The sequence below is a fragment of the Streptomyces sp. NBC_01306 genome (genome assembly GCF_026340465.1).
Classification (GTDB): domain Bacteria; phylum Actinomycetota; class Actinomycetes; order Streptomycetales; family Streptomycetaceae; genus Streptomyces.
The window spans coordinates 2,501,207-2,519,835 of sequence record NZ_JAPEPC010000001.1 but is presented as its reverse complement, the minus strand read 5'-3'; the positions used below and the strand labels follow the sequence as shown (position 1 = coordinate 2,519,835).

At 69.6% G+C, this 18,629-nt stretch carries 21 protein-coding genes; 7 read left to right on the top strand and 14 right to left on the bottom strand.

Annotated elements, in window-relative coordinates; all coding sequences use genetic code 11:
• The first annotated feature begins 13 nt into the window (after positions 1–13).
• Together OG385_RS10850 and OG385_RS10845 are read left to right on the top strand one after the other, a co-directional pair.
• Positions 14–463: a GtrA family protein gene (locus OG385_RS10850; protein ID WP_266854086.1), complete on the top strand. Its 450-nt coding sequence runs from the start codon at positions 14–16 to the stop codon at positions 461–463.
• Positions 451–1,410: a YihY/virulence factor BrkB family protein gene (locus tag OG385_RS10845; RefSeq protein ID WP_266854084.1), complete on the top strand. Its 960-nt coding sequence runs from the start codon at positions 451–453 to the stop codon at positions 1,408–1,410. Before OG385_RS10850 ends, OG385_RS10845 begins: the two co-directional genes overlap by 13 nt.
• Here OG385_RS10845 and OG385_RS10840 read toward each other — a convergent pair.
• Complete coding sequence (locus OG385_RS10840; RefSeq protein WP_266854082.1) at positions 1,313–2,683, bottom strand: D-alanyl-D-alanine carboxypeptidase family protein; 1,371 nt, start codon at positions 2,681–2,683, stop codon at positions 1,313–1,315. The genes OG385_RS10845 and OG385_RS10840 overlap by 98 nt on opposite strands.
• A gap of 140 nt (positions 2,684–2,823) precedes the next feature.
• The gene (locus OG385_RS10835; RefSeq protein ID WP_266854080.1) at positions 2,824–3,066 is read right to left on the bottom strand and encodes an SCO4848 family membrane protein; all 243 of its coding nucleotides are present in this window, start codon (positions 3,064–3,066) and stop codon (positions 2,824–2,826) included.
• A gap of 364 nt (positions 3,067–3,430) precedes the next feature.
• On the opposite strand from OG385_RS10835, the gene OG385_RS10830 reads away from it, so the two are divergent.
• On the top strand, positions 3,431–4,984 hold the full coding sequence (locus OG385_RS10830; RefSeq protein ID WP_266854078.1) for an ABC transporter substrate-binding protein: 1,554 nt from the start codon (positions 3,431–3,433) through the stop codon (positions 4,982–4,984).
• A gap of 64 nt (positions 4,985–5,048) precedes the next feature.
• Here the strand turns inward: OG385_RS10830 and OG385_RS10825 are convergent, their stop codons facing one another.
• The 8 genes from OG385_RS10825 to OG385_RS10790 form a co-directional block, all read right to left on the bottom strand.
• A complete protein-coding gene (locus OG385_RS10825; protein WP_266854076.1) occupies positions 5,049–5,753 on the bottom strand; it encodes a TetR/AcrR family transcriptional regulator in 705 nt (234 codons plus the stop codon).
• A gap of 11 nt (positions 5,754–5,764) precedes the next feature.
• Positions 5,765–6,157 (bottom strand): thiol-disulfide oxidoreductase DCC family protein, encoded by a 393-nt coding sequence (locus OG385_RS10820; protein ID WP_266854074.1) that lies wholly within the window; start codon positions 6,155–6,157, stop codon positions 5,765–5,767.
• 6 nt (positions 6,158–6,163) lie between these two features.
• On the bottom strand, positions 6,164–6,571 hold the full coding sequence (locus tag OG385_RS10815) for a hypothetical protein (RefSeq protein ID WP_266854072.1): 408 nt from the start codon (positions 6,569–6,571) through the stop codon (positions 6,164–6,166).
• 177 nt (positions 6,572–6,748) lie between these two features.
• Positions 6,749–7,525, bottom strand: coding sequence for a succinate dehydrogenase iron-sulfur subunit (locus tag OG385_RS10810; protein WP_164258566.1), 777 nt, complete (start codon positions 7,523–7,525; stop codon positions 6,749–6,751).
• The gene (gene sdhA, locus OG385_RS10805; RefSeq protein WP_266854068.1) at positions 7,525–9,279 is read right to left on the bottom strand and encodes a succinate dehydrogenase flavoprotein subunit; all 1,755 of its coding nucleotides are present in this window, start codon (positions 9,277–9,279) and stop codon (positions 7,525–7,527) included. Before sdhA ends, OG385_RS10810 begins: the two co-directional genes overlap by 1 nt.
• Positions 9,280–9,305: 26 nt before the next feature.
• Positions 9,306–9,782 (bottom strand): succinate dehydrogenase hydrophobic membrane anchor subunit, encoded by a 477-nt coding sequence (locus tag OG385_RS10800; RefSeq protein WP_266854066.1) that lies wholly within the window; start codon positions 9,780–9,782, stop codon positions 9,306–9,308.
• Between the two features lie 7 nt (positions 9,783–9,789).
• A complete protein-coding gene (gene sdhC / locus OG385_RS10795) occupies positions 9,790–10,170 on the bottom strand; it encodes a succinate dehydrogenase, cytochrome b556 subunit (protein WP_164258559.1) in 381 nt (126 codons plus the stop codon).
• Positions 10,171–10,338: 168 nt separating this feature from the next.
• Positions 10,339–10,953: a 2-oxo-4-hydroxy-4-carboxy-5-ureidoimidazoline decarboxylase gene (locus OG385_RS10790; protein WP_266854063.1), complete on the bottom strand. Its 615-nt coding sequence runs from the start codon at positions 10,951–10,953 to the stop codon at positions 10,339–10,341.
• A gap of 184 nt (positions 10,954–11,137) precedes the next feature.
• Here OG385_RS10790 and OG385_RS10785 point away from each other — a divergent pair, with 184 nt between their 5' ends.
• From OG385_RS10785 to OG385_RS10775, 3 genes are all read left to right on the top strand, one after another.
• Positions 11,138–12,736, top strand: a complete 1,599-nt coding sequence (locus OG385_RS10785) for a glycoside hydrolase family 20 protein (RefSeq protein WP_266854061.1) — start codon at positions 11,138–11,140, stop codon at positions 12,734–12,736.
• Between the two features lie 257 nt (positions 12,737–12,993).
• Positions 12,994–13,641, top strand: a complete 648-nt coding sequence (locus tag OG385_RS10780) for a hypothetical protein (RefSeq protein WP_266854059.1) — start codon at positions 12,994–12,996, stop codon at positions 13,639–13,641.
• Positions 13,642–13,857: 216 nt separating this feature from the next.
• On the top strand, positions 13,858–14,112 hold the full coding sequence (locus OG385_RS10775) for a hypothetical protein (RefSeq protein ID WP_266854057.1): 255 nt from the start codon (positions 13,858–13,860) through the stop codon (positions 14,110–14,112).
• 60 nt (positions 14,113–14,172) lie between these two features.
• Here OG385_RS10775 and OG385_RS10770 read toward each other — a convergent pair whose 3' ends face one another.
• The gene (locus tag OG385_RS10770; protein ID WP_266854055.1) at positions 14,173–14,409 is read right to left on the bottom strand and encodes a hypothetical protein; all 237 of its coding nucleotides are present in this window, start codon (positions 14,407–14,409) and stop codon (positions 14,173–14,175) included.
• A gap of 7 nt (positions 14,410–14,416) precedes the next feature.
• On the bottom strand, positions 14,417–15,109 hold the full coding sequence (locus OG385_RS10765; protein WP_266854053.1) for a TNT domain-containing protein: 693 nt from the start codon (positions 15,107–15,109) through the stop codon (positions 14,417–14,419).
• A gap of 437 nt (positions 15,110–15,546) precedes the next feature.
• On the opposite strand from OG385_RS10765, the gene OG385_RS10760 reads away from it, so the two are divergent.
• Complete coding sequence (locus OG385_RS10760; protein ID WP_266854051.1) at positions 15,547–16,011, top strand: lamin tail domain-containing protein; 465 nt, start codon at positions 15,547–15,549, stop codon at positions 16,009–16,011.
• A gap of 143 nt (positions 16,012–16,154) precedes the next feature.
• On the opposite strand, the gene OG385_RS10755 is transcribed toward OG385_RS10760, so the two are convergent.
• Together OG385_RS10755 and OG385_RS10750 are read right to left on the bottom strand one after the other, a co-directional pair.
• The gene (locus tag OG385_RS10755) at positions 16,155–16,919 is read right to left on the bottom strand and encodes a DUF1775 domain-containing protein (RefSeq protein ID WP_266854049.1); all 765 of its coding nucleotides are present in this window, start codon (positions 16,917–16,919) and stop codon (positions 16,155–16,157) included.
• A gap of 27 nt (positions 16,920–16,946) precedes the next feature.
• Positions 16,947–18,563: a beta-propeller fold lactonase family protein gene (locus tag OG385_RS10750; protein ID WP_266854047.1), complete on the bottom strand. Its 1,617-nt coding sequence runs from the start codon at positions 18,561–18,563 to the stop codon at positions 16,947–16,949.
• Between the last annotated feature and the right edge of the window lie 66 nt (positions 18,564–18,629).

Below are 18,629 nucleotides of genomic sequence, written 5' to 3'. Positions count from 1 at the left end.
TGACCAGTGACGGATGAGAGGCGATACGGGAGGGCCGGCCGTGGCCATCAGCCGCCGTGAGATCGCGGGTTTCGCGCTCGCCGGGATCTGCGCGTACGCCGCCGACCTCGGTCTCTTCGTCTGGCTGCGCGGCGGCGCCGGCTGGGGCCCGATCAGCTCCAAGTCGGTGTCCTTCCTGGCCGGCTGCACGGTCGCCTATCTCGGCAACGCCTTCGGCACGTACCGGGGGCGGCGGGTCGGCTGGCGCGGGTACACCGTCTTCTTCGGGGTGAACGTCGCGGGTGCGGCCGTCCAACTGCTCTGCCTGGCCGTGTCGCACTACCTCCTCGGGCTGACGTCCGCGCGCGCTGACACCGTCTCCGGGGCGGTCGTCGGCATGGCACTCGGCACCTGCCTGCGCTTCTGGGGGACACGGAGGCTGGTATTCCGCTCCGAGGGTAGGCGTACGCCATGGACTGGCTGACGAAGCTCCCCGTTATCGGGCCCTGGGTGGCCCGGCTGATGCGTACGCATGCCTGGCGCGCGTACGAGACCCTCGGCCGGGTGCACTGGAGCAGGCTCGCGGCCGCGATCACCTTCGTCAGTTTCCTGGCACTCTTCCCGCTGATCACCGTCGCCGCCGCGATCGGCGCCGCCCTGCTCAGCCCGTCCCAACTGCACGCCATGCAGGACGCGCTCACCCGCCAGGTGCCCGGCATCTCCGATCAGCTGGACCTCAACACGCTGGTACAGAACGCGGGCACGGTCGGCGTCGTCGCCGGGGCGCTGCTGCTCTTCACCGGGATCGGCTGGATCGGCTCGATGCGGGACTGCCTGCGCGCGGTGTGGGAACTCGACAACGCGGACCAGGGCAACGCCGTCGTGCGCAAGCTCAAGGACGGCGTGATCCTGTTCGGGACGGGCGGCGCCGTGCTCGTCTCGGCCGGCGCGTCAGCCGTCGGTTCGAGCGCGGTCAGCTGGACGGCCGGGCAGCTCGGCATCGAGGACACCGGCTGGGGCGGCGCGCTCCTCCAGGGCGTGGCGTTGGCGCTGGCCGTCCTCGCGGACTTCCTGGTGCTCCTGTACGTACTGACGCTGCTGCCCGGCGTCGAGCCTCCCCGCCGCAGGCTGATCACGGCGGGGCTGATCGGCGCCCTCGGCTTCGAACTGCTCAAGCTGCTGCTCAGCGGCTATATGCGGGGCGTCGCTTCGAAGAGCATGTACGGCGCCTTCGGCGTGCCCGTCGCGCTGCTGCTGTGGATCAGCTTCACCGTGAAGCTGCTGCTCTACTGCGCGGCCTGGACCGCGACCGGGCACGCCGACGAGGAAGAGATCAGCGACGTGGAGAACGTCGTACCAGACCCGGCAGCGGCCAGCGCCGGTTCACCAGGAACACCGCGGCCGCCAACAGGAGCAACGCCCCTGCACTGATCGCCAGGGCCGTGCCCACCCCGCTGGAGCCGCCCTTCTGCGACGCGGCGGCCGGCGCGGAGGCCTTGTCCTTCCCGGTGGCACCGGCGCCGCCCTTGCCGTCCTGCGTGGCTCCGCCGCTCTTCGCCTTCCCGCCGGACCCGGCCGCGGAACTGGCCGGAGCGACCAGCTCACCGACCGGCGTGACCTTGCCCTCCGACGCGAAGCCCCAGTCGAGCAGCCGCGCCGCCTCCTTGTAGACCGCCTGGCTCTCGGTCGAGCTGGGCTTCATCACGGTGACGAGGAGCACATGGCCGTCGCGCTCGGCCACCGCCGTGTAGGTGGCGCCGGCGTGCGTGGTGTTGCCGTTCTTCACCCCCGCGATGCCCTTGTACTGGGTGACGCCGTCGGCGCCGGTCAGCAGGCGGTTGGTGTTCTGGATCCCGAAGGTCTCGCGCTTCTTGCCCTTCTTCTTCATGCCGGGGAACTGCGCGGTCGCAGTCGAGCAGTAGGTGCGGAAGTCCTTCTTCTGCAGGCCGCTGCGGGCGAAGAGCGTCAGGTCGTACGCGCTGGAGACCTGGCCCGGCTCGTCGTACCCGTCGGGCGACACCACATGGGTGTCGAGCGCCTGGAGGTCGTCGGCGTGTGCCTGCATGTCGCGGACGGTCTTCGGCACGCCGTCGTTCATCGCGGACAGCACATGCACCGCGTCGTTCCCGGAGCGCAGGAACACCCCGAGCCACAGGTCGTGGACCGTGTAGGTGAGGTTCTCCTTGATGCCGACCAGGCTGCTTCCCTCGCCCATGCCCGCGAGGTCGGACGGCAGCACCTTGTGGGTCTCGGTCGCCGGGAACTTCGGCAGGAGCGTGTCCGCGAGCAGCATCTTGAGCGTGGACGCTGGGGCCAGTCTCCGGTGCGCGTCGTGCGAGGCGAGGACATCACCGGACTCGGCGTCGGCGACGATCCAGGACTCCCCGGAGAGGTCCTTCGGCAACACGGGTGCGCCGGGGCCGAGTTGCACCTGGGTGCCGGTACGGCCGAGACGTGCACCGCCGATCTGCGACCGTGCGGGCTTCGAGGGCCCAGGGGTCTTCCCCGGGCTCTTCGAGTGCTCGGAGGTCTTCGAAGTTTCGGAGCTCTCCGGCGGCTTGGCGGTATTCGCGGACTCGGTGGCGGAGGGTTTCGGGCCCGTCGCGGTCGCGGCCGACGCGGGCACGGCGCAGAGGGCGGGCAGCAACGCGGCGGCTATGACCGTCAGTACGGTCCTTTTCGCGGTCTTCTCAACGGCAGGCACGGTGGTGAAAGTACAGGCAGGCCACGGTGGACCGACAGTGCGGGGTGCCGGGCTGCCGCCGGGCTGCCGCCGGGCCGCGGCTGTGGCCCCGGGCGCAGTCGCCCCTGCTGGGTCGCTGCTGGGTCGCTGCTGGGCCGTCCCTACTGGGCGGCGCGGCGGTGGGCGCGGACGCCCCGGAGGCCGATCGCGCCGATGACCGTGCCCAGGATGAACGAGACGATGGCCAGCGTCAGGTGGATCCACAGATAGGCCGTGGGCTTGCCGCCGTCGAACGCGAGGCCGCTCGCGTCCTTGAAGAGGTTCTTCGCGAAGGTGACCCAGACCACCCACGACCACACGCCGAACGCTGTCAGGAACCAGGAGGCGGTGCGGTTGAGTTTCATGGGTCGTCGTCCTTCGAAGCCGGTGGGGGGCGTTCCTGCCAGTATGTGACCCCTGCTGTGCGGCCTGCCGAGGGGGGTGCGCTCCGCGGCACGTAACCCTTTCCGGAGCCCTTTCCCGGGCTTTCCCCGAGCCCTTCCGGAGCCCTTTTCCGGGCCTTCCCTGAGCCCTTCCCTGAGCCCTTCCGGAGCGCGGACATGCAGGCCGGAGGCGTGCGGCGGCCTCTTATGAAGGTTGCCTAACAACTTGGCCCGCGTGAAGATTTTCTCTTCCACTTGTGAATGTCGTGTGGTTGGGTTGGCGCCGACTTGGGTCTGACGCGCGCCGGTCCGCGCGTCCACAGGGTGGGTTGAGGGGAACAGCACAATGCGTTCGATCCGCATGCGGATTCTGGTCATATGCGTCGTTCTGGTGTGTGCCGGTGTCGGTGCCTGGCAGCTGCTGTCCGACGACGGCGGGAAGAAGAAGCCGATCGTCATCGGAACCACCGACGTCGTCTCCTCCCTGGACCCGGCCCAGGCGTACGACGCCGGTTCGTGGGCCCTCTACAGCTCGCTCTACCAGTCGCTGATGTCGTTCAACGTCGGTTCCTCCACCCCGGTCCCCGACGCGGCGAGCAGCTGCGAATTCACCGATGACGCGCTGCGTACCTTCAGCTGCACCATGCGTGACGACCTGACGTTCTCGAACGGCCACAAGGTCACGGCGGAGGACGCGGCGTTCTCCTTCAACCGTGTCCTGCGCATGAAGGGGAACGGCCCCGCGCCGCTGTACCCCACGCTCAAGAACGTCGACGCGTCGGGCAACAAGGTCGTCTTCCACCTCAAGTCCCGCGACGCCACCTTCGCCTCGAAGATCGCGACGGGCGGCGGCGCCATCGTCGACCACACCGCGTACCCGGCGAACAAGGGGCGCAAGGGCAGTACGGTCGTGGGCTCCGGGCCGTACGTGCTGAAGTCCTACAGGAGCGGCGTCAGCGCCCTCCTGGAACCGAACCCGAAGTACAAGGGCGTCATCAAGAAGACCGGCGTACCGATCGAGATCCGCTACTTCAAGCAGCCCGCCCAGCTCGACGCCGCCTGGAAGCGCAAGGACATCGACGTCGCGCACCGGGTGATGACCCCCGCGACGCTGGCGACGCTCTCGCCCAGTGACCCGGACGCGCAGGTCACCGAGTCGACCGGCAGCGAGGTCCGCAACCTGGTCTTCAACGTCCGCAAGAACTCCGCGCTCGCGGACACCAGGGTGCGGCGGGCCGCGGCCGATCTGGTCGACCGCGCCCAGCTGTCCGAGAAGGTCTACAACGGCACGGTCGAACCGCTCTACTCGCTGATCCCGCAGGGGTTCACCGGTCACAACACCGCGTTCTTCGACGCCTACCCGAAGGTCGATGTGGCGGCGGCCAGGCAGCTGCTCCAGCAGGCCGGTGTGCAGACCCCGGTGACCTTCACCTACGCGTACTCCAGCACGAACGTCACCGACGACGAGGCCCGGACGCTGAAGACGCAGCTGGAGAAGGGCGGCCTCTTCAAGGTGAAGCTCAAGGGAATGACGGACTGGACGAAGTTCCAGGACGACTACCGGCTCGGCAAGTTCGACGCGTACGCCGTCGGCTGGATCGCGGACTACCCGGACGCCGACAACTACGCGCAGCCGCTGGTCGGCACCGGCAACAGCCTCTACAACGGCTACAGCAGCAAGGACGTCGACCGGCTGATCGGCCGCACCCAGCAGTACACCGACCGGGGCAGGACCGCCGACGACTTCAAGGCGCTGCAGGACGACGTCGCGCAGGACGTGCCGCTGATCCCGCTCTGGCAGCGCAAGGACTACGTACTGACCAGCGACGACGTCTCGGGCGGGCAGTACCTGTCCGACGGGACGGGTGTCTGGCGGATCTGGGAACTCGGCTGGCTGTAGCGGGCCTGCGGGCCTGCGCAGCGGCCTGCGGGACCGCGCGGCGGGGGAGCGGGCGGCCCCGCGGTCAGGACCGCTTGCGGGCCGTCGCCGTTTCGGCCATGCCCGGCAGGAAGTCCGTGAACAGCTCGTGCACCTCGTGGACCAGCGGGCGCAGCGCCTTGAAGCGGGCCAGCGCGATGCCCCTGGTGGTGAGCCGGGCCCCGCGCCCGGCGAGCCGCCTGCTGCGTTCCCGCTCGGGCGACCGGTCGAAGACCCAGTACAGGACCAGTCCCATCTGGGACAGCCACATCAACTCCGGCAGTACGTCAGCCAGTTCGCCGGGGATCTTGGCCTTGGCGCCCGCCAGCACCTCACGGTGGATCGAGATGGCCGTCTCGCGTGCGGACTCCGACTCCACCGAGAAGGGGCTGAGCGGGCTCTCGGGGTCGGCCGCGTTCTTGAAGAACTGTGCGGCGAACTCGTGGTAGGGCGCCGCGACATCGAGCCAGGCCGTCAGCACCCCCGCGAGCCGCTTCTCCAGATCGCTCTCGTGGTCGAGCACGTGGCGCACCGCCGCCCGGTGCTCCGCACCGATGCGGTCGTAGAACCCCTGGATCAGGTGTTCCTTGCCGGCGAAGTAGTAGTACGCGTTCCCGACGGAGACACCGGCCTCCCGGGCGATGACCCGCATCGTCGTCTTGTCGTAACCGCGCTCCTGGAAGAGCCGGAGCGCGGTTTCGAGGATGAGCGTCCGGGTCTGCTCGCTCTTGGCAGGCTTCACATCAGTCACGGTGCCTGAGCCTAACCGGGGACCGCGCACCGCTCGCCGCAGGGCGGCGCTGTGACGTCGCGGTACTTGGCCGCCGTGAGCATCGCGGCCCTGACGAAGGGCGCGCCCGCGGGGGTGGCCAGCCAGTACGCCTTGGGCCGGTGGGCGGCGAGCGCCCACAGACAGACGATCCAGGCGGCCGGTCCCCGGTAGATCTGGCCCTGGTCGCCGATCACGGTGATCTCCTGCAGGGTGCTTCCGTGGTCGAGTCCGGGGAACCGCTCCACGGCCGCGGCGGACGCGGCCGGCACCAGGTCGAGCGGTACGAGCTGGCGTTGCCCGAGCAGCCAGTGGCGCAGATGGACGCAGAGCGGGCACTGGGCGTCGTACAGCACGGTCAGTCTCCTGACGGCGGTGTCGCTCATCGCGGTTCAGGCCCCGGCAGTCGGCGCGACCCAGCCCTGCGGCGGGACCGGCGGAGTCTGCTCGCGCTCCATGATGCCGCGCCGGCGGAACTTGTTGAGTGCGTAGACGTTGCCGAGGTGCATCGCGCCGAGGACGAGCAGGACGACGCCGAGCTTCGTCGACAGCGCCTCGAAGATCCCCCTGGCGTCGGTGACGGTGCTGCCGTCCTGGAGATACAGGGCCACAAAGCCCAGGTTGACCAGGTAGAACCCCACCACCAGCAGGTGGTTGACGGCCTCGGCGAGCTTCTCGTTCCCCTTGAGTACGTCGGCGAGGAAGACCCGCCCGTGGTGGCTGAGCGTCCGGGCCACCCAGACGGTCAGCGCGACGCTGATGACCAGGTAGATGACGTACGCGACAACTGTGAGGTCCATGCCCCACCCTCCTTTGAACATGTTCAAAAGCTGATGTCATGGACTGTAGACCTTCTTTTGAACATGTTCAATACGGTTGCCCGGCACGGATGCACCCGGAAAAGCACGAGGGCCCCGCCGCCCGGAAACCGGGAGAACGGGGCCCTCGTGAAGTGGCCTGAAAGGGTGGCCGAAAGGTCAGAAGCGGCGGGTGATGAGTGCGCGCTTCACTTCCTGGATCGCCTTCGTGACCTCGATACCGCGCGGGCAGGCGTCCGTGCAGTTGAACGTCGTGCGGCAACGCCACACGCCGTCCTTGTCGTTGAGGATCTCCAGGCGCTGCTCGCCGCCCTCGTCACGCGAGTCGAAGATGAAGCGGTGCGCGTTGACGATCGCGGCCGGGCCGAAGTACTGGCCGTCGTTCCAGAACACCGGGCAGGACGACGTGCACGCGGCGCAGAGGATGCACTTCGTGGTGTCGTCGAACCGCTCGCGGTCCTCGGCGGACTGCAGACGCTCGCGCGTCGGCTCGTTGCCGCTGGTGATGAGGAAGGGCATCACGTCGCGGTACGCCTGGAAGAACGGGTCCATGTCGACCACGAGGTCCTTGAGGACCGTGAGGCCCTTGATGGCCTCGATCAGGATCGGCTTCTCAGGGTTGATGTCCTTGATCAGCGTCTTGCAGGCGAGCCTGTTCTTGCCGTTGATCCGCATCGCGTCCGAACCGCAGACCCCGTGCGCGCACGAGCGGCGGAAGGTCAGCGTGCCGTCGAGCTCCCACTTGATCTTGTGGAGGGCGTCGAGCACACGCTCCTTCGGGTCGATCTCGACCGCGAAGTCCTGCCACTGCGCCTCGTCCGAGATCTCCGGGTTGAACCGGCGGATCCGGAAGGTGGCCGTGATGAACGGGGTGTCGGCGAAGCCTGCCTCCGGCTTGCCGGCCGCTTCGGCTTTGTCCATGGTCGGGGTAGCCATCAGTACTTACGCTCCATCGGCTGGTAGCGGGTCTGGACGACCGGCTTGTAGTCGAGCCGGATCGACTCGGAGCCGTCGTCGCCCACCTCGCGGTACGCCATGGTGTGGCGCATGAAGTTGACGTCGTCGCGGTTCGGGAAGTCCTCGCGGTAGTGACCGCCGCGGGACTCCTTGCGCGCCAGGGCGGACGTCGCCATGACCTCGGCGAGGTCCAGCAGGTTGCCCAGCTCGATCGCTTCGAGGAGGTCGGTGTTGAAGCGGCGGCCCTTGTCCTGGACCGACACGTTCAGATAGCGCTCGCGCAGCTCGGCGATCTTCTCGACGGCCGTCTTGATCGTCTGCTCGGTGCGGAACACCATCACATTGGCGTCCATGCACTCCTGGAGCTCCGTGCGCAGCACGGAGACCCGCTCGGTGCCTGTGGCGTCACGCAACCGCTCGACCTGGGCCTCGACCTGCGCCGCCGGGTTCTCGGGAAGCTCGGCGTAGCCATTCTTCGCCGCGTACTCGGCGGCCGCGATGCCCGACCTGCGCCCGAAGACGTTGATGTCGAGCAGCGAGTTCGTGCCCAGGCGGTTGGCGCCGTGCACCGAGACGCAGGCGACCTCGCCGGCCGCGTACAGGCCGGGCACGACCGTGGTGTTGTCCGCGAGGACCTCACCCTGGACGTTGGTCGGGATGCCGCCCATGGCGTAGTGCGCGGTGGGCTGGATCGGGATCGGGTCCGTGTACGGCTCGATGCCCAGGTACGTACGCGCGAACTCCGTGATGTCCGGGAGCTTGGCGTCCAGCTGCTCCGGCGGGAGGTGCGTCAGGTCGAGGTACACGTGGTCACCGGCGGGTCCGCAGCCGCGGCCCTCCCGGATCTCCGTGTAGATGGAGCGGGAGACGACGTCACGGGACGCGAGGTCCTTCATGACCGGCGCGTACTTCTCCATGAAGCGCTCGCCGTCCTTGTTGCGGAGGATGCCGCCCTCACCACGGGCGCCCTCCGTCAGCAGGATGCCCATGCGCCAGATGCCCGTCGGGTGGAACTGGAAGAACTCCATGTCCTCCAGGGGCAGACCGCGGCGGTAGCAGGCGGCCTGGCCGTCACCGGTCAGGGTGTGCGCGTTCGAGGTGACCTTGAAGAACTTGCCGGTGCCGCCGGACGCGTAGATCACGGACTTCGACTGGAAGACGTGGATCTCGCCGGTCGCCAGCTCGTAGGCCACGACGCCCGCGGAGGTCTTGACGCCGTCCACCTCGACCAGCAGCTGGTCCAGGACGTAGAACTCGTTGAAGAACTCCACACCCTCCTTGACGCAGTTCTGGTAGAGGGTCTGGAGGATCATGTGGCCGGTGCGGTCCGCGGCGTAGCACGCACGGCGGACCGGGGCCTCACCGTGGTTGCGCGAGTGGCCGCCGAAGCGGCGCTGGTCGATCTCCCCGGCGGGCGTCCGGTTGAACGGCAGGCCCATCTTCTCCAGGTCGAGGACCGCGTCGATGGCCTCCTTCGCCAGGATCTCGGCGGCGTCCTGGTCGACCAGGTAGTCGCCGCCCTTGATCGTGTCGAAGGTGTGCCACTCCCAGTTGTCCTCCTCGACGTTGGCGAGGGCCGCGGCCATGCCGCCCTGGGCAGCGCCGGTGTGGGAGCGGGTCGGGTAGAGCTTCGTCAGCACGGCGGTGCGGCTGCGCTTCGTCGACTCGATGGCCGCGCGCATACCGGCCCCGCCGGCGCCGACGATGACGGTGTCGTACTTGTGGATCTTCATGATGAAAGCGCCTCGGTCCCGGGCTTCTAGGAGATGTTCGGGTCGAAGGTGAAGATCACCAGCGTGCCCAGCAGGATGGTGAACACCGTGGCGGTGTACAGCAGGCCCTTGAGCCACAGGCGCGTGCCGACGCGCTCCGCGTAGTCATTGATGACGGTACGGAGGCCGTTGGCGCCGTGAAGCATCGCCAGCCAGAGCATGGTGAGGTCCCAGCCCTGCCAGAACGGCGAGGCCCAGCGGCCCGCCACGAAGGCGAAGCCGATCTTGGTCACACCGCCGTCGAGCACCAGCTGGATCAGCAGGTGGCCGAGGACCAGGACGACCAGGACGATCCCGGACAGGCGCATGAAGAGCCAGGCGTACATCTCGAAGTTGCCGCGTGTGGTCTTCGGCGTCTTCCTGGTGCGCTGGCGCGGGGCCTCGATGAGCGGCGCGGGGTGATCGGCGTCGAAGAGGGAGACGCCCTCGACGGGGCCGACAGCGGCGGAGGTCTCAGCAGACATTCAGTCCTCAGCTCCCGAACAGTTCGCGTGCGGCGTGGCCGAGTACGGGGTAGATCGCCCCGATCATCAGCAGGACCCAGATGCCCACGACCGACCACAGCATCTGCTTCTGGTGGCGCGGGCCCTTGGACCAGAAGTCCACGGCGATGATGCGCAGGCCGTTCAGAGCGTGGAAGAGGATCGCTGCGACGAGGCCGTACTCAAGGACGCCCACGATCGGCGTCTTGTAAGTAGCGATGACCTTGTCGTAGTCCTCGGGGGAGATACGGACGAGAGCAGTGTCCAGGACGTGTACGAACAGGAAGAAGAAAATGAGGACGCCGGTGACTCGATGAGCCACCCAGGACCACATACCTTCCCGGCCGCGGTACAGCGTTCCAGCCGGCACGGAAAAACCCTCCGGGAGCGGGGGACGGGGGTCATGCCGCCAGCTTCTCTCGCTGAGAGGAGCTGTGTCGGTCTGGCCCGGCCGGGTACGGTCCACCGGCCCTGGCCATCGTAGCGACGACTTGTCGGTTCCTTCGCGCGGGGGGTTCCGGTGTGATCAAACAGGCAATCAAACAGCCACGGACGGGCTACCGGCGTGGCCCGTATCCGCCACAAGACGGGTGATTCGCCCCCGGGCGAGTCGGCGCAGCTCGTCGGCGGCGACCGCCCGCTCCTCGTCGGGCTCGTGCGAGAGCCGGGAACGGATGCTCGCCAGCACCTGGTCGAGGTGCTCGGACGGGCGGAAGGCGTCGAGGCAGATCACGAAGGGGTGGCCGAAGCGGCTCTCGTACGCGGCGTGAGCGGCGCTCAGCGCGGTGTGGGCGGCCCGCGGGGCCCGGCCGTGGAGCGGCCCGGACGCCGGTTCGCCCGCCAGGGCCTGGCAGAGCTCGGCCGGGGACAGGTCGTAACTCGCCTCGTCACATGCGGCGAGCAGCGCCGTCAGATCGGGGTAGGGGCGGTGTGCGGCCAGCCGCCGGGCCCAGCGGGGGCTGCCGCAGCAGCCGAGCAGTGCGCTCTCGGCGCTGCCGGGGGGTGCAGAGTTGAACCGGTGGAGGCCGGACGGGCCACGGTTCTGCGCCGGTATGGCTGGGCGTGCCGGGCCGTCCGTTCTGTGGTGAAGTGACGGCGGTCGCATCGGAGGGCCGGCGTGGGACTCGCTGGACAGCGTGGGCTCCTCGAACACGACAGGAGGGTCGGATGACGGCGGTGAATGAGCCGCAACGCTATCGATGCGGGGAGTTAAGTGTCCGACGGATGCGCGATTTTCACCCGGAAGGGAGAGTTTCAAGGCGCGTGATGGACGAATTGGCCGGCATTTCACCCTCGCTTTCACCCTCGCCCAGCCGTGCACGGGAGGTTTCGGACTGATGAAAAGACTCAACGCACCGGTTCTTGCCGTGAGCCTGACCGCCACGGTTGCCGCCGTCGCGCTCGCCGTCACGGTCTGGCCGGACGACGACACGTACGGCGGAAGCGGCCCCGCGGGCCGCGGCTCGGCGGTGACCGCCCCCTCGTCCGACCCGTCGGCGACGAACTACCCGCTCTCGGCGGCGCCCCGTGCCATCCCCGCGGTACGCGAACACGGCCCGGCGCGCGGTCCCGGCTGGCGCCCGGAGAAGGGCTCCCGGGTCCTGGTGGACAAGGGGTGCAAGGGCCTCACCGACGAGGGCAAGCTCCTCTCGCACGAACTGAAGATTGGCTACGCGTACGGCGGCACGGCCCGCGCGGGCGACATCGAGCTCGCGCTGAAGCCGGACAAGAAGGCCCCGCGCGAGTCGTACACCCTCAGCGCCCGCGACAGCCGGGTCACGATCACCGGTCCCGACGAGGCCGGGGTGTTCTACGGCACCCGGACCCTCAAGCAGTCCGTGCGGGCCGACGGGAAGGTGCCCGAGGGCGTCGTGCACGACGAGCCGGCCAGCGCGCAGCGGCGGTTCAACCTGGACATCGCACGCAAACCGTTCGACGCCGCCTGGATCGAGGACCGGCTGCACGAGATGGCCGACCTCAAGCTGAACCAGCTGGGGCTGCACTTCTCGGACGACCAGGGCTTCCGGATCGAGTCCACGTCGCACCCCGAGGTGGTCTCTCCCGACCACCTCACCATCGCGCAGGTCCACCGGATCGTCTCGCTCGCCTCCAGCCTGCACATCACTGTCGTCCCGGAGATCGACTCGCCCGGACACCTGGGCGCGGTCATCAAGGCGCACCCGGACCTCCAGCTGAAGACGGCCGACGGCACCCCCATCAAGGGCGCGGTCGACGTGTCCAATCCGAAGGCGGCGCAGATCGTCGACTCGCTGCTGCGCGAGTACATGAAGCTCTTCCCCGGCCCGTACTGGAACGTCGGCGGTGACGAGTACCAGGCGCTGACGGTGAAGAACCCGGAAGCGTCCTTCCCGCAGCTGGCCGCCCTGGCCCGGAAGAAGTACGGCGCGAAGGGCACCGTCCAGGACCTGGCGGTGGCCTGGCTGAACGACCGGGCCGCGGTCATCACCAAGGCGGGCAGGACGCCGCAGGCGTGGAACGACGGGTTCTTCCGCGGCGGGGTGGCCAAGCCCGACAAGAACATCCAGGTGGAGTACTGGACGGGCAAGGAGTTCGGGGTCCGGCCGCCCGAGGAGTATCTGGCCGCGGGGCAGCGGGTGGTGAACCTCAACGACGAGTACCTGTACTACGTGCTCGGCCAGCCCAACAACTTCACCTATCCCACCGGCAAGCGCATCTACGAGCAGTGGACCCCGCTGGTGGTGCGCGGCACCAAGGCGGTCCCTGCCAAGTACGCGCACCTCATCGACGGCGGCGGGTTCGCGGTCTGGGGCGACTTCCCGAACGCCCAGACGCCGGCGCAGGTCGCCGCGGGCATCCGGATGCCGCTGGCGGCGACGGCCCAGAAGCTCTGGGACCCGGGCAAGCCGAAGCTGACGTGGACACAGTTCCAGTCGCTGGCGGCGAAGCTGGACTGACCGCCTCGTGACTGCGGCCCCCGGGACCCGTCCCGGGGGCCGCAGCCGTGTCCGTACGCGGTGTCCGGCGGCCCGGGTGCGCTCCCCCTAACGGATGCATCGGCCCGGCCCCCGGGTGTTCGGCAGACGCGCAGGTCAGAGCTGCTTTGGGCGACCGGTCGCGGGTTACGCCAAGTGACTCAGCGATTGCGCGCCGTATTCAAGCGTTTGCACGGTGGCGGTGAGTACTTCCCGCACTTCCGAAAGGAACGCTTTCCATGCGCATGTCCCCGAAGGCCGGCCTCCTCGTCTCGTCCGCCGTCTGCGGCGCCCTCACCCTCGGCATAGCGGGCCCGGCGGCTTACGCGGCGGTCGGCGACGCCCCCGCGGCACGCCCCGCGAGCGCCCCGGCCGTCCCGGTGCCGGGTGCCGACAAGCTCGCGAGTCAGGCGAAGCTGCTGGGCGACGCCGGCGGTGTCCTGAAGCCGGTGACGGACCTGGTCAACGCCGTACTGAAGGCCCCCGACGGCAAGCTTCCCGCCGCGGACGCCACCAAGCTGGCCGACCCCGTCAAGGCCGCCCTGGCGAAGGTCACGGAAGCCGCGCCCGCGGCGCCCGCGGCCCCCGGCATCCCCGGCGGTGCGACCGGGGTGTCCGGCGCGCCCGCCGCACCCGACCCGGGCGCCGCGCTCAAGGCGAAGGCGGCGGCCGACCTCCAGGCCAAGGTCGACGCCCTCGTCAAGGCGGTCACCACCGGCAAGCCCACCGAGGTCGCGGCGGCGGTCCAGGCCGTACTCACCGCCCAGGTGAACGTCCTGGTCGCCATCCTGCTCGGCGGCGGTCTCCCGGCCGCGAACCTGCCGGGCCTCCCGGCGCTTCCGACGGTGCCGGGCGTCGCCCAGCTGCCGGCCGTGCCGGGTGCCTGACCGGCCCGTGCCCACTTGAGTGAGCGGACCGAGCCCGTATGCGAGAGGCCCGCGGCGCCCTGCGAAGGCGCCCGCGGGCCTCTCCATGCCGGTGCGTCCGAGCCGGTGCGTCCGGTCCGGTCGCGGAGTGCGGATACCGGGTGGAGGCGGGGCGGGTCCGGGGCGAGTTCGGCCCCTCCGCGCGCGGCGCCGTCCGGCGGGCCGTAGCGTCCAGGGATGGACTTCAACATCACCGCGCAGGAAGAGGCGCTGCTCCTCCGGATCCGCGAGCATCTGCACGCGGGCAGCACCCCCCGCGAGGACGACCTCGCGGCCGAGCTCGGCGACGAGGTGCGGGGGCAGGTGCGCAGCCTGGGTGCGCGTGGGTGGCTCGTCGTACGGCCCGCGCCGGACGGCACGGTCTACGTCGAGGGTTTGTCGTCCCTCGCGGAGTCGGCCCTGTCGAACCGGCGGGACGTGGGCGACCAGTAGCCGTTGCCGCCGGTGGCCGCGGCCCCTACTGCCTTTGCCCGCCGGTGATTCCGGCCGGCGTCAGACGAGCAGCCGCAGCAGGTGCGCGCAGGCGTCCGGCTCCGTCTCGTGCCGGCCGATGACCTCGGACAGGCCGCGTTCGTACGCACCGGTCTCCCACGCCGTGCCGTCCTCGGTCCGCTTCAGATAGAGGAAGTCGGTGGGCGCGGGGGACGGTTCATGGACCCCCTCGATCCGGTAGTAGCCGTCGGGTACCCCGGCGTCGCGCAGCGCGGCACGCAGTTCGTGGCGGTCCATGGGTGTGCTACTCGCCGGCTCGGGCGGCCTGAGCGAGGTAGTGGTGGTCGAGCAGCCACTTCACGTTCAGCCGTTGGCCCTCACCCGGGCTCAGGAATACCGGATCGAGCTTGATCTGCTGCCCGTTGCCCGGCTGCTCGAACCACGGCGCGATGCCGCCCTGCCACACCCAGAACGGCTTGGCCACCCGGTAGACGTGATAGTCGCAGGGCACCGCGGCGTCACGGGTGTTGAGGCTCTGCGGGGGCAGCGCGCGCTTGGCGTACGAGTCGCCGGCGGGCGCCAGGTAGGAGCCGTACTCGGAGCCGAAGCGGTCCAGGCGCTCGCCGGTGCGCAGCTTCTCGGGCTCCTTGTCCACCCGCCCGTTGACCTCCTTGAACCCGTCGTTCGGCGGGTACTTCCAACTGCCCGAATCCGCGGGCCCCTCCCAGTACTTCTTCAGGAAGTCCCCGGACGACAGCTTCCCGGTCCGGTGGTAGCCCTTGAGCAGCGGGCCCACCGGCTTCTCGTGCTTCGAGGGGAGCCACTGCGGCCCGAGCCTGGCGTCGCCCTGGAACTCCCCCGAGCAGGGGGCGTGCTGCGGCTCGGAGGCCGCTGACCGGTCCGGGTGCTGCTGCGGATCGGCGCTCGCGGCTGCGGGTGCCGCCGCGGTCGCCGCGGTGACGGTCAGCGCTGCGAGAACGGTGCGAATTCGGTTCACTCAAGGTCCCCTTGTGTCCTGAAACCCGACTGGGCTTTATCACGCACAGTAGCGGATCGGTCACCATCTGCGGGGCTGGATGGCGGAGTTGCCCGCTGTGCGGCAGTCGGGTGCTGGGGTGGTCGTGGAGCTGGTCCGGGCTCACCTTCCGGGGTACGGGAGGGAATCCGTTCAGGTGTCCGGTCAGGGGAAGGGCCGCCGCGCGGGCCGGTGTCCGTGGGGAGCGCGTTACCTGTCGAGGTGCGCGGGGGCGTATGCGCCGGATGATCTGACGGTGTGTGTTTTGTCCGGTTTTGGCAAAGTGGTGAAGGTTATCCGGACATCGGAACCCGCTCGGTTCAGAGTGTGGTGGTCCGGCACAGAGCCGGAAGTTCATCTGCACCATGCGTGGGCCGACCGGTGCACGCATGCCCTGATCTGGGGGTTCCATGTCGTCTTTGTCTTCAGGTTCCCGTCTCGCCGCAGCTGTACTGGCCTCCGGGGCCCTGCTGGCCGCCGCCTTCCCGGCAGCGGCCGCCGACCACCACCACCCCGCCTCGCGCCCTGAGCGCTCGGCCGTGGTGGTGGGCGCCGTCCACCACATCGACAGCCACGGCCGCGGGCACCACCGTGGCAACCGGGTGGACGCGGAGTGGATCACCGTCACCAACAACTCCCGCAGGCCCGTGGAGCTGCGCGGCTGGACGCTGAGTGACGCTCAGCACCACTCGTACCGCTTCCACGCGCTGCGGCTCGGCGCACACAAGTCGGTCAAGGTCCACACCGGCCATGGCCGTGACACCTGGAACGACGTCTACCAGAACCGGCGCGCGCCGATCTGGGACCGCGTCGACACCGCGACCCTGCGCGACGCGCGCGGCCACGTGGTGGACGTCGAGCGTCTGGGGCACCGTCACCACTGACGGCTGAGGTGACATCAGGTGCGCCGCGAGTGGGCCCGCTCGCGGCGCACTGCTGTGTCGTGTGCCCATTCGTGCAGTGCGCCGCCGGGCAGTTGATGCGACACCGGGGCCGAGCTCCGGGTTCTCGCTCATCGCCGGTGAACTCAGGAGGCCGCGCGGCCGCGGTTCTTGTTCCTGCGGTGGCGTGCGGTCGCCAGAGCGGTACCGCCCGACAGCGCCAGCAGAGCGGCGGCCACCGCAGAGGGCGCCCAGCCGGAACCGGAACCGGAGCCGCGCGTGGTGGCGGCGGTGGTGACCGACGGCGCGGCCGGGCTCGCGGAGGCGGTCGGTGAAGGTGCCGCGGGCGCGGCGCCGGCCTGCGGAGCGGCCCCCGTGCCGCCGTCCGGTGCCCGGGACGCGGCGGTGGGATCGAGGACCAGCAGCGGGATGGGGAACGGCGGCTCCGTGCTGCCGGTCTGCCGCTGGTCCCAGGTGACGACGGAGCCGTCGGAGTAGGTCTGCACGGTACTGAAGCCCAGCGTGGGCCGATCATCGGGAAGCGGGCCGACATTGATGCCGAAGTACTGGTGTTCGTCGGGCTTGATGTCGTGCCCGGCCATGGCGGTCCAGGTCAGCGACACCGAGCCGTCGGACGCCGGAGCGGCGGTCTGCTCCTGCCAGCCCTCGACCGGTAGCACCGAGGCGAGGTGGACGCCGGCCGGCAGCCTGACCTGAAGGCGGACGGTCGTGGCATCGGCCTCCTCGCTGGGGACCCGGAACTCCAGCTTCGCGGCACCCCCCGGTTCGGCGTCCTGCGAGATGACCCGGACGTGCGCGGAGGCCGGAGCGGCCAGGAGGAACACCGCCCCGACCGCACCGGCAGCGGCGAGAGCGAGAGGTGCGGAGCGGCGTCCGGTGCGGTGGGGCATGGTGAACTCCTCAGGTGGGCCGGGCTGTCAGCAGCAGTCGCAGTACAGGAGGTCGGTGGCGGTGACGGCACCGTTGGCGCTGCCGCTGTGCATCCGGTTGAGCTGGAAGGACGTGGCCTTGGCGACTCCGGCGTTCTTCACGGCCAGCGAGATGCTCCGGCCGTCGAAGGCGCTGAACGCCAGCACCATGGGGGCGTTGCCGTTCGCGTCGGTGCTGAACGACACGACCGCGGCCTTTCGGCCGTCCGCCCCTGCCGAGAACGCCTGGTAGGTCGTCTTCGGCTTCAGGCCCCGCGCCTGGAGCTGGATCATGTCGAGCCCGTTGACCGGGCGGACCGTGGCCTCCAGGGCGCGGCCCTTGACCGGGTCGAGTGTCTCGCCCGCGGTGCCGTCCGGGAGGGTGGTCGGCACGTTGCGTGCCTGCTCGTCCAGTCCCTGGCTGCCGAGGTGGGCGGCTGAACCGGCCGGCGCTGCCAGTGGCGCGTAGACGACGGCCTGCGGTTCCTGGCCGATCGGGATGGTGCCGGTCACCTTGTTGGTCGCGGTGTCGATGACGTCCACCTTGTCGGACTTCTCCAGGCCGACGTAGAGACGGCTGCCGTCACCGCTGGGCCAGATGCCGTGCGGGGCATGGCCGTTGTCGTGGATCACGGTGGCGGGGGCGGTGGTCGCGTCCGGGACGCCGCTGTCCGTACGGCGGAAGGACAGCGTCTCGTCCAGGCCGCCGACGGTGAGGTAGACGAACTTCCCCTGGGGTGTGTCCGCGAACTGCGGGTGGTTGGAGTCCGGGCCGGTGGTCAGCACCGATGTGACCTTGTCATGCGTCAGATCGATGACGCTGACCTTTCCGACCCGCTTGTGGACCGCCCACAGTTCCTTGCCGTCGGGCGAGATCGCCTCGTCGGAGGAGAAGGCGTCGCCGAGTCCGGTGATGTGGTCCACCGGGCGGTGCGTGGCGACCTTGACGACGGTGACTTCGGCGAGGCTGATGTGGTTGACATAGGCCAGCTTTCCGTCCGGGCTCATCACCACCTTGGACGGCCCCGCACCCACCGGGATGCTGGCGAGCACTCCGCCGTGCACGGCGTCGACGACGGTGACGGTGTCGCGGCCGCGGTCGGCGACCCAGAACTGTTTGCCGTCTGCGGTGAAGCTGCCCTCGTGCGACGCCCGGCCCACATCGGTGTGGTTGACGACCTTGTTGGTCGCCGTGTCGACGATGTCCACCGTGTTGCTCGTGATGCTGACGACCGCCAGCCGCTTGGTGACGGGCGAGAAGGCCAGTCCGTGCACGTCGACGTCGCCGGTGTACTGCGGGCTGAGACCGGCCCCCAGCCGCTGGTCGCCGAGGGCGATCGTGCCGAGCGTTCTGTTGGCCGACGGGTCGATCACACTGACGGTGTTGGACGTCTGGTCCGCGGTGTAGACCCGGTCCTTGCCGGACACCGGGATCGGCTTCGGGGCGTTGCGGCCGGCCCCGCCGCCGTAGCGGGCCGCCGCCCGGGCGGCGCCGGGACTCGCGGCGGCCGGCCGGGGGTCGACGTGGCCCGAGTGCGCGTCGGCCACGGACGCGGCGGCGATGCCGAAGCCCCCCAGCCCCAGGGAGGCCGCGAGGAGCCACCCGGCCCATTGTTTTGACAGCATGAGGAATGCTCCATATCCATGAAAAAGGGACGTCTTCGCGGTTTCGCGGACGTCGCGGTTCGCCCG

Bases quoted from the DNA above. Each gene is read 5' to 3' on its own strand.
- OG385_RS10850 (WP_266854086.1), top strand. From the start codon at position 14: ATGAGAGGCGATACGGGAGGGCCGGCCGTGGCCATCAGCCGCCGTGAG.
- OG385_RS10845 (WP_266854084.1), top strand. From the start codon at position 451: ATGGACTGGCTGACGAAGCTCCCCGTTATCGGGCCCTGGGTGGCCCGG.
- OG385_RS10835 (WP_266854080.1), bottom strand. From the start codon at position 3,066: ATGAAACTCAACCGCACCGCCTCCTGGTTCCTGACAGCGTTCGGCGTG.
- OG385_RS10830 (WP_266854078.1), top strand. From the start codon at position 3,431: ATGCGTTCGATCCGCATGCGGATTCTGGTCATATGCGTCGTTCTGGTG.
- OG385_RS10820 (WP_266854074.1), bottom strand. From the start codon at position 6,157: ATGAGCGACACCGCCGTCAGGAGACTGACCGTGCTGTACGACGCCCAG.
- OG385_RS10815 (WP_266854072.1), bottom strand. From the start codon at position 6,571: ATGGACCTCACAGTTGTCGCGTACGTCATCTACCTGGTCATCAGCGTC.
- OG385_RS10810 (WP_164258566.1), bottom strand. From the start codon at position 7,525: ATGGCTACCCCGACCATGGACAAAGCCGAAGCGGCCGGCAAGCCGGAG.
- sdhA (WP_266854068.1), bottom strand. From the start codon at position 9,279: ATGAAGATCCACAAGTACGACACCGTCATCGTCGGCGCCGGCGGGGCC.
- OG385_RS10800 (WP_266854066.1), bottom strand. From the start codon at position 9,782: ATGTCTGCTGAGACCTCCGCCGCTGTCGGCCCCGTCGAGGGCGTCTCC.
- OG385_RS10785 (WP_266854061.1), top strand. From the start codon at position 11,138: ATGAAAAGACTCAACGCACCGGTTCTTGCCGTGAGCCTGACCGCCACG.
- OG385_RS10780 (WP_266854059.1), top strand. From the start codon at position 12,994: ATGCGCATGTCCCCGAAGGCCGGCCTCCTCGTCTCGTCCGCCGTCTGC.
- OG385_RS10775 (WP_266854057.1), top strand. From the start codon at position 13,858: ATGGACTTCAACATCACCGCGCAGGAAGAGGCGCTGCTCCTCCGGATC.
- OG385_RS10770 (WP_266854055.1), bottom strand. From the start codon at position 14,409: ATGGACCGCCACGAACTGCGTGCCGCGCTGCGCGACGCCGGGGTACCC.
- OG385_RS10755 (WP_266854049.1), bottom strand. From the start codon at position 16,919: ATGCCCCACCGCACCGGACGCCGCTCCGCACCTCTCGCTCTCGCCGCT.
- OG385_RS10750 (WP_266854047.1), bottom strand. From the start codon at position 18,563: ATGCTGTCAAAACAATGGGCCGGGTGGCTCCTCGCGGCCTCCCTGGGG.